Consider the following 8,833-nt stretch of genomic DNA (forward strand, 5'->3'; position numbering starts at 1 on the left):
TTTTAAGCGCGTAACGCTTGCTCCTGGCGGCGATGCTGAAGCGGGGGCTCGCCAAAGTAGCGCTTATAGTCACGGCTAAACTGAGGCACGCTGCGGTAACCCACCGCCGCAGCGGCCTGATTAACGTTGTGATTATCCTGCAGCAGCAACTGCTGCGCTTTGATTAGGCGCAACCGCTTTAAGTACTGAGCCGGTGATGAGCGGGTAATTTGCTTAAAGTGCTGGTGAAAAGTCGAGGGGCTCATATGGGCCTGTGCTGCCAACTGCTCCACGCTAAAGTCGTCGGCAAAATGGGTGTGGAGCTTAGAGAGCACCTGCACAATGCGTGAATAGTTACCATGCCCCAGTACGAGCGCCCGTAAAGCAGGCCCCTGTTCTCCCTTCAGCGCTTCAAACACCACGTCACGAATGCGGGCGTTGCCCATGGCGCTGCACTCTACCGCTACGTTTAGCGTGCGCGCTAAGCGCCATACGGCGTCCTGCATGCCCTCTGTCATGGCCACCGAGGCCATTGGCAGCGGTGCCTGGGCGTGATGACCGGTATCGCCCATAGCTGTCACCATCTCGCTTAATAGTGCCGGATCCAGGCGCACCGATATACCCAGCAAAGGGGCTTCCGGCGAGCCGTAGGTTTCGCACTCAAAGGGCAGTGGTAGCGTTTGCACTAAGTAGTGGCCGGGGTCGTAATAGATTTCGCGATCACCCAGATAACCCATTTTACGCCCCTGGGCAATGATGGTCAGGCTTGGCTCATAGATCAGCGGTGTGCGAATCTGGTGGCGGCTTAAACAGAGTAACGACACGCCGGGCAGTGATGTGCTATTGATTCCGTCGCTTTTAACCAGTGGTGCGATAACGGCAGCCAGCGTATTGCCAGCCTGAGCGGTGGAGGTCATGAGGATTTCTCTTAGGTTTCTAGTGGAATTCGCATAATCATAATGATTTATGCCAATTTTTTGTTATTTTATTACGTGTTATCGGAGTATTTGGCAAAAATGACGTAGCTTCGTTCATCGCTATCATCACTGATTAGGCGAATACTATCGGCATACCTCGCATGCGGGGAAATGTCTGCTGATTTATATGGCAGTCTTTTGCTGATAAGGAGTTTCACCGATGAGCCAAGCATTATCCTACGCCGCATTCGCTGCCGATAAGCCCTTAGCACCGTTTACTTTTGATCGTCGCCAGCCGCGCCCCGATGACGTCGCCATCGAAATTCTCTACTGTGGTGTCTGCCACAGCGATCTGCATTTTGCTCGCAATGACTGGGGCATGAGCCAGTATCCCGTCGTACCTGGCCATGAGATTGTCGGACGCGTGACCTCTGTGGGCGATAAAGTATCGCGTTTTAAAGCCGGTGACCTGGTGGGTGTCGGTTGCATGGTCGATTCATGCCGTACCTGTGCTGCCTGTAAAGATGGCGTAGAGCAGTACTGCCTGGAAGGCTTCACCATGACCTACGGCAGCGAAGATCGTCAGGATGGCACCCTAACCCAGGGTGGCTACTCCGATTCCATCGTGGTGAGCGAGCACTTTGTGCTACAGATGCCTGATGGTATTGATCTGGCCTCAGCGGCGCCGATTCTATGCGCCGGTGTAACGACTTACTCACCGCTCAAGCATCACGGCGTGGGCAAAGGCCATAAAGTCGGTGTGATCGGTATGGGTGGCTTAGGCCACATGGGCGTTAAATTGGCCAAAGCGTTGGGCGCTGAAGTCACGGTGTTCACCCGTTCCGACGCCAAGGTTGAAGAAGCGAAGCGTAACGGTGCAGACCACGTGGTGGTTTCCAGCGACCAGGCACAAATGGATGCCGTGGCTGAAACCTTTGATTTCATGCTCGACACCGTACCTGTCCAACACGATCTAAACCCCTACCTAACGTCGTTGAAGTATGACGGTACCCATATCATTGTCGGCTTGTTAGAGCCCATTGAGCCTGCTATTGAAGCGTTCAATTTGGTCTTTAAGCGTCGTGTGGTTGCCGGTTCACTAATTGGTGGCATTGCGGAGACCGAAGAGCTGCTCAAGCTGTGCGCCGATCAGGGCATTACCTGTGATATCGAGATGCTCGATATCAATAACATTAACGAAGGTTTTGAGCGCATGGAAAAAGGCGATGTGCGCTATCGTTTCGTGATTGATATGGCCACGCTAAAAAACAGTGCAGCCTAAATAACGGATTGTCTAGCTGCCTATCTATCCACTCAGGTAGGTAGCTAGCTGGAGCAAAACAAAACGGCCCGAGTCCTGCAGAGGACTCGGGCCGTTTTTCTAGCTAGCCACTTTAGCGCCTGAGGCGTTTCAACTTCGTGGTTGGCGTGTGACTCTTGCTGCCACCACGCCGGGCAAGAGCATCAAGCCTGCTAACAGCCAAGCTGGCCAGCTACCCAAGCGGGTGAAAGGCGTTAGACCCTCCATGGCGTAAAACTCACCGGTGAGCGTGGTTGTCTCAAACTGCGGCGCGCGTTCAACAATGCGCCCACTGGAATCGATAATAGCGGTAATGCCATTGCTGGTGGCGCGGATCACATAGCGTCCATTCTCTAGAGCGCGTAGGCGTGCCATCTGCAGATGCTGGTGGGGGCCAATTGAGGCGCCAAACCAGGTGTCGTTAGACACCGTCATGATGACACCGCTGTCTTGGGCTCGGCGGGCGACTAGCTGTGGGTAGATGATCTCATAGCAAATAGCGTTACCAATATGAATCCCGGCGGCCTGCATCGGTGTTTGCTCATGCTCACCTTTGGTAAAGGTCGACATGGGCAGGTCAAAAAAATCAATCGCCCCGCGGAGTACACTCTCCAGCGGCAGGTACTCACCAAAAGGCACCAGGTGTTCTTTCTGGTAGCTGCCCTCTACGTCGCCGACGCCAATCACGCTATTGAAGTAACGCTCCTGCTCGTCGCGCTGAACGATGCCGGTGAGCAGAGCGACGTCGGGCGGTAGGTTCGCTTGCACCCGCTCCAGCACTGGTCGGGCCTGGGTCTCCATCATTGGCAGCGCGGTTTCTGGCCAGATGATCAGGTCAACCTCATCGGCGACTTCGCGGGTGAGGTTGCTATAGGTATTCGCCGCCGTGCGCTGCCCTTCGGGCGTCCACTTCAGCAACTGCGGCAGGTTGCCCTGTAGCAGTGCCACGCGCGTGGGCTCGTCCACAGGCGTGGTCCACTGATGGGGGAGTGCCAAGGGAATTAGCCAAATAGACGCCAGTGGCGCAAGTGTCCACCACTGACGGCGCAGCAGTAGTTCAGCGCCAAGCGCACCGCTAAGTGCGACCAGCAGCGAGAGCAGGTAGACGCCGCCAACGGGTGCCCAGGCAGCCAGCGGCGAGTCGACGTAGCCAGAGCCCAGCAACAGCCAGGGAAAGCCGGTAAACAAGTAGGTGCGTAGCACCTCGCCCAGTACCCAGGCGCCAGCAAAGCTGATAAACGCAAGCCGGGCGGAGGTGAAGCGCCGGTAGAGCCAGAAAGTGCCGGCAAAAAACAGCGCCAGAATCGTCACAAACAGCGCTGTTAGGAAAACAGCTAGCGGTACACCGGTGTAGCCATAGTCGTGGATAGAGACATACACCCAAGAGGTGCCGCTGGCGAACAGTGCCACGCCATATAACCAGCCCTTCAGGGCCGCTTGGGAGGGGGTTAAAGTGTGCAGGCCCACATAGAGTAAGCCAATTGCCACCGGGCCAAGCCACCAAAGCTCAAAAGGGGAAGCCGTTAGGGTGGTGAAACCGCCCGCCACCAGGGCGGCAAGCAGCTGTAACAAAAACGCGGGGGGTAAACCCATAGCGATAACCTATCTACGGTAAAGTGCGAGGGAGTGGAGAGAAAACAGCGCGACAACAAGCGCCTAGGCTGGCTTGTTCTCCTGGTCATCATCCTCTTCGTCATCGCGGCGGGTGTCGCGATAGGCTTCGAGTAGACGGATGCGTCGGGTGTCGGCATTGAGAATCACAAACCGCCAGCCGCCCAGAATGGTGTGTTCACCGCGCCGCGGTAGATGGCCAAACTGCTGCATTACCAGGCCGCCAACGGTATCGAACTCATCGTCAGAGAACTCGGTGTCAAAGCGTTCGTTGAAATCTTCGATGGGGGTCAGTGCGCGAATGGCGTAGCGGCCATTCTCTATTTCGCGGATATCGTCCTCTTCATCGGTATCGTGCTCATCTTCGATGTCGCCAACGATCTGCTCAAGAATATCTTCGATGGTGATAATGCCCGCGGTGCCGCCGTATTCATCCACCACCACTGCCATGTGATTGTGGGTATCCCGAAACTCTTTGAGTAGGCTGTTTAGCCGTTTTGATTCAGGGATAAACATCGCGGGGCGCAAAATGTCATCTAACTTGAACGCATCACGCTGGGCCTGTGTCTGGGAGAGCAGGGGGAGTAAATCTTTTACCAGCAGAATGCCTTTTACATCGTCCAGATTTTCGCCAATCACCGGGTAGCGGGAGTGGCCGGTTTCCTGAATCAGTGGTAGGTAGCCGTCGCTGGTTTGATCCAGAGCGATGGCTGAGACCTGGGAGCGAGGTATTAGCACTTCACGAACCTGCTGATCGCTGATATCAAGCGCCCCTTCGATGATCATAATGGCGTCTTGATCCAGCTTTAATTTCCCTGCGGTATGGCGTAAAAACGTCATCAGCTCATCGCGTGAGCTGGGTTCGTCATTGTCTCCGGAAAGGGCGCCAAAGAGTTTCTCGAGCCAGGATTTTTGATTGGGGTTGCTCGATCGGTCTTCGCTCATGCGTCAATTCTCTCGTTTGCGGGCAGACAGTTGCTATCTCGTTGACGACATCGTTATATAAACCATGTCGTCAGGTAGCTGTTTTATCACTGAAACGGGGGATAGTACCAGATTAGTTGTTACGTGATTTAACGCACTCACCGCTAAATAATAAAGAGGTAAGGGGCTAAGCGTGTTCCCTATTGAGCGGGGGGGCTGTCAGCATACGGATCAGGAATGCTTAGCTCGGCTAACAGCTCGCGCTCAAACTGCTCCATTTCCTCGGCCTCGTGATCATCAATATGATCGTAGCCCATTAAATGCAAGATGCCATGCACGACCATATGGGCGTAGTGGTGCTCGATCGACTTGTTTTGCTCGTTGGCTTCTTTGGCCACCACGGCATGGCAAATCACCAGGTCGCCGAGTAACGGTAAATCCACACCCGGCGGGCTCTCAAAAGGGAATGACAGCACGTTGGTGGTTTTGTCTTTGCCGCGGTAATCACGGTTGAGCGTTTGGCTTTCAAGCTCATCCACAAAGCGAATAGTCACTTCAAGACGCTGATCGTCAGGGTGGTGGGCAAACACACAGCCCACCCATTGGGTGAGCTGTGGCAGGCTGGGTAGCAGTGGTTCGTCAATCGCCGCCTGACGATCAACGATGACTTCAATGGCCTCGCTCATCGCGAACTATCCCATGCGTCTTCGCGTGCCTGCATACGTGCGTCACGCTCTTGCTGGCGTGCCTCGCGGCGAGCACGCTCTTCCACTTCCTGCTGGGATTCGAACATATCGTAGGCTTCGATAATGCGCTGTACCAGCGGGTGGCGTACCACATCCTTGGCGGCAAAGTGGGTGACGCCGATGCCTTGAGTGTCTTTCAACACGTCGAGCACCTGAATCAGCCCTGAACGCTGGCCTTTGGGGAGATCGACCTGGGTCACGTCGCCGGTAATCACGGCGGTGGAGCCAAAGCCAATCCGGGTCAGGAACATTTTCATCTGCTCCGGGGTGGTGTTCTGGCTCTCATCCAGAATGATGTAGGAGTTATTGAGTGTGCGGCCACGCATATAGGCCAGCGGGGCAATCTCAATCACCTGACGCTCAATCAGTTTTGCCACCTGCTCGAAGCCAATCATTTCATACAGGGCATCGTAAAGGGGCCGCAGGTAGGGATCGATTTTCTGGGCCAGGTCGCCGGGCAAGAAGCCAAGTTTTTCACCCGCTTCCACCGCCGGGCGCACGAGCAGGATGCGGCGTACTTCCTGTTGGTTGAGTGCCTCAACCGCGGCGGCAACAGCGAGGTAGGTTTTACCGGTACCCGCAGGGCCAATGCCGAAATTGATATCGTGTTCGCGGATACTGGATACGTAGCGCTGCTGGTTGAGCCCGCGCGGTTTGATCATGGTGCGTGGGGTGCGCATGATCACTTCATCGCTGCTGCCGACGCCGTCAGCTTCCTCTTCCAGCGCTTCAAGCCCAGACTCTTGCAGGAACAGGTGCACAGTGTCGGCCTCAAGTTCGCTCGCCGCTGTTTCGCGATAGAGGTGTTCCAACACGTTCGCCGCTGCTTTGATGCGGTTGGCTGGGCCCGCCAGTTGGAACACATTGCCCCGGTTGCGCAGCGTCACATCTAGGCGGCTTTCAATCAGCTTCAAATGCTCGTCCTGCTGGCCGCAAAGGCTAGCAAGGCGCTGCGGATCATTGGGTTCAAGGCTTAAGGTGATGATGCGATTGGCCTGAGGTGTTGGCTGGCTCAAGAGTGGGAAACCCCTCGTTAGTGTGTGTATCGTTCAGCTTACTGCCCCGCCAGAAGCGGGGCAATGATCTATGCTAACTGAAAGGTACTTTATACAGTACGGTGCCGAGAGCAGGTTTCCGCGAGGGCGCTGTGAACCCTTCCTTGGGCGCTACTTTTGCCATCTGACCGCCATGGATGGCGGAAATGCCGGAATTGTTGGGAACCCTTTCCGGCCCTGGCAAAAGACCCTCGCTACAACCTGTTCTCGCACTCGTTATCGGGCATTTATAAATGCGTTAAACAATCAATAGCGCTCAGGTGAGGCAAGCTCACCGCGTAGCGAATTGGGAAATGCCTCGGTGATCTCTACATCGACAAAGTAGCCGATTAGTTCGGTGGGGTTGGCAGCGCGGAAGTTAACCACTCGGTTATTCTCGGTACGCCCTGAGAGTTGGCCGGGGTCGCGGGGCGAAAAGCCGTTAACCAGTACACGCTGTGTGCTGCCGACCATGCGGCGGCTAATTTGCGCGGTTTGCTGAATGATCCGCTCCTGCAGAATCGCCAGACGCTGCTTTTTGACACTCTCCGGTGTTTCATCCGGCAGGCCAGAAGCAGGTGTGCCGGGGCGTGCGGAGTAAACGAAGCTGAACGAATGATCGAAGCCGATTTGATGAATTAAATTCATCGTCGCTTCAAAATCTTCTTCTGTTTCGCCAGGGAAGCCGATGATGAAGTCAGAAGAGAAGCTGATGTCCGGGCGGTTGGCGCGGATGCGCTCCATCTTTTCAATGTATTCGGCCGCCGTATGCCCGCGCTTCATGGCAGTAAGAATACGGTCTGAACCCGACTGTACCGGCAGGTGAAGGTGGCTCACCAGCTCAGGGATATCGGCAAAGGCGTCAACTAGGCTGTCGGTAAACTCCACCGGGTGTGAGGTGGTAAAGCGGATGCGGTCAATGCCCTCAACCGCCGCAACGCAGGCAATCAGTTCGGCCAGGTCGATTTCATCGCCAAGCTGGTTTTCACCGCGGTAGGCATTGACGTTCTGGCCCAACAGGTTGATCTCGCGCACGCCCTGGTCGGAAAGGTGAATGACTTCATCCATTACTGCCTCAAAGGGGCGCGAGACTTCTTCACCGCGGGTGTAGGGCACCACGCAGAAGGTGCAGTACTTTGAGCAACCTTCCATGATCGACACAAACGCCGTTGCGCCATCAGAAGAGGGCTTGGGCAGGTGGTCGAATTTTTCGATCTCTGGAAAGGTGACATCTACCGCCGCAATCTGATTATTGCCACGGGCATCCAGCATTGAGGGTACGCGGTGCAGGGTTTGCGGCCCGAACACCATGTCCACGTGAGGCGCGCGCTTGCGAATGGCTTCGCCTTCCTGGCTTGCCACGCAGCCGCCCACGCCAATCACCAGGTTGGGATTGGCGTCTTTAAGTTTTTTCCAGCGTCCCAGCTGATGAAAAACTTTTTCCTGCGCTTTTTCGCGAATCGAGCAGGTGTTTAACAGAATGACATCGGCTTCACGCTCATTATCAGTGAGTTCGAGCTGGTGAGATTCGCCGAGTAGATCCGCCATGCGGGAGGAGTCGTACTCGTTCATTTGGCAGCCGTGCGTTTTGATGAAGAGCTTCTTCGCCATCGGTACCTGTCATCTATGAGTCGTCGGGGGACGAGGATGAATGGAGTGTCGTCGTGCGGTCGGCAGTGATAGTGCCCGAACCGCTATCGTTAGTTGGCGCATTATACGGATACAAGAAACCAGCGGCTAGCGTTCATCCATAATCGATACTTGACCCTCACGATTCTATGGGTATACTACGCACCGTGTTTGAGCAGTTCCTCGATAGCTCAGTTGGTAGAGCAAATGACTGTTAATCATTGGGTCGCAGGTTCGAGTCCTGCTCGAGGAGCCAATCAATTGCTGGAAGTTATTAGCAATTTTGGTTTCGCTTTAAACATGATAGCGTTTGAAAAGACAGCGCTTATGAAAAAATAGCTTAAGATGTTCCTCGATAGCTCAGTTGGTAGAGCAAATGACTGTTAATCATTGGGTCGCAGGTTCGAGTCCTGCTCGAGGAGCCAAGTTATCACATCAGTACTTCACAGGTACTGCGCATTAGCTAGCTGTTTAAGATATGCCGATACGGGGATATCTTCATATAACAGGTAGTGCACTGTTCCTCGATAGCTCAGTTGGTAGAGCAAATGACTGTTAATCATTGGGTCGCAGGTTCGAGTCCTGCTCGAGGAGCCATTTAAGCCCCCTGTTAGTCTAAGTCTCACTGTTTCTTTAATACCCGCTGCTTAATGGCATCTGGGTGTTTTTCTGTGCCTGAATGCCGCGCATTCG

Annotated in this window: 7 protein-coding genes and 3 tRNA genes; 4 read left to right on the top strand and 6 right to left on the bottom strand. The window is 54.7% G+C overall.

The window, feature by feature from the left end:
- Window positions 1–2: 2 nt before the first annotated feature.
- A complete protein-coding gene (locus HALTITAN_RS20410) occupies window positions 3–896 on the bottom strand; it encodes an AraC family transcriptional regulator (protein WP_039860276.1) in 894 nt (297 codons plus the stop codon).
- Between the two features lie 220 nt (window positions 897–1,116).
- On the opposite strand from HALTITAN_RS20410, the gene HALTITAN_RS20415 reads away from it, so the two are divergent.
- Window positions 1,117–2,178, top strand: coding sequence for an NAD(P)-dependent alcohol dehydrogenase (locus tag HALTITAN_RS20415; RefSeq protein WP_009288229.1), 1,062 nt, complete (start codon window positions 1,117–1,119; stop codon window positions 2,176–2,178).
- 129 nt (window positions 2,179–2,307) lie between these two features.
- On the opposite strand, the gene lnt is transcribed toward HALTITAN_RS20415, so the two are convergent.
- The 5 genes from lnt to miaB all read right to left on the bottom strand — a co-directional run bounded on the left by lnt (window position 2,308) and on the right by miaB (window position 8,122).
- Window positions 2,308–3,789 (bottom strand): apolipoprotein N-acyltransferase, encoded by a 1,482-nt coding sequence (gene lnt, locus HALTITAN_RS20420; protein ID WP_009288230.1) that lies wholly within the window; start codon window positions 3,787–3,789, stop codon window positions 2,308–2,310.
- Window positions 3,790–3,852: 63 nt separating this feature from the next.
- Entirely contained in the window at window positions 3,853–4,752 is a 900-nt protein-coding gene (locus tag HALTITAN_RS20425) for a CorC family transporter (protein WP_009288231.1), read from the bottom strand.
- 179 nt (window positions 4,753–4,931) lie between these two features.
- Entirely contained in the window at window positions 4,932–5,417 is a 486-nt protein-coding gene (ybeY, locus tag HALTITAN_RS20430; RefSeq protein WP_009288232.1) for an rRNA maturation RNase YbeY, read from the bottom strand.
- A complete protein-coding gene (locus tag HALTITAN_RS20435; RefSeq protein ID WP_009288233.1) occupies window positions 5,414–6,493 on the bottom strand; it encodes a PhoH family protein in 1,080 nt (359 codons plus the stop codon). Before HALTITAN_RS20435 ends, ybeY begins: the two co-directional genes overlap by 4 nt.
- A gap of 285 nt (window positions 6,494–6,778) precedes the next feature.
- Window positions 6,779–8,122, bottom strand: coding sequence for a tRNA (N6-isopentenyl adenosine(37)-C2)-methylthiotransferase MiaB (gene miaB, locus HALTITAN_RS20440; RefSeq protein ID WP_009288234.1), 1,344 nt, complete (start codon window positions 8,120–8,122; stop codon window positions 6,779–6,781).
- A 198-nt stretch (window positions 8,123–8,320) separates the two neighbouring features.
- Here miaB and HALTITAN_RS20445 point away from each other — a divergent pair.
- From HALTITAN_RS20445 to HALTITAN_RS20455, 3 genes are all read left to right on the top strand, one after another.
- Window positions 8,321–8,396 (top strand) — tRNA-Asn (locus HALTITAN_RS20445).
- Window positions 8,397–8,489: 93 nt separating this feature from the next.
- Window positions 8,490–8,565 (top strand) — tRNA-Asn (locus HALTITAN_RS20450).
- Between the two features lie 96 nt (window positions 8,566–8,661).
- A tRNA-Asn gene (locus tag HALTITAN_RS20455) sits at window positions 8,662–8,737 on the top strand.
- Window positions 8,738–8,833 lie beyond the last annotated feature (96 nt).

It is taken from the genome of Vreelandella titanicae BH1 (assembly GCF_000336575.1).
GTDB lineage: Bacteria > Pseudomonadota > Gammaproteobacteria > Pseudomonadales > Halomonadaceae > Vreelandella > Vreelandella titanicae.

Bases quoted from the DNA above. Each gene is read 5' to 3' on its own strand.
- HALTITAN_RS20410 (WP_039860276.1), bottom strand. From the start codon at position 896: ATGACCTCCACCGCTCAGGCTGGCAATACGCTGGCTGCCGTTATCGCA.
- HALTITAN_RS20415 (WP_009288229.1), top strand. From the start codon at position 1,117: ATGAGCCAAGCATTATCCTACGCCGCATTCGCTGCCGATAAGCCCTTA.
- lnt (WP_009288230.1), bottom strand. From the start codon at position 3,789: ATGGGTTTACCCCCCGCGTTTTTGTTACAGCTGCTTGCCGCCCTGGTG.
- HALTITAN_RS20425 (WP_009288231.1), bottom strand. From the start codon at position 4,752: ATGAGCGAAGACCGATCGAGCAACCCCAATCAAAAATCCTGGCTCGAG.
- ybeY (WP_009288232.1), bottom strand. From the start codon at position 5,417: ATGAGCGAGGCCATTGAAGTCATCGTTGATCGTCAGGCGGCGATTGAC.
- miaB (WP_009288234.1), bottom strand. From the start codon at position 8,122: ATGGCGAAGAAGCTCTTCATCAAAACGCACGGCTGCCAAATGAACGAG.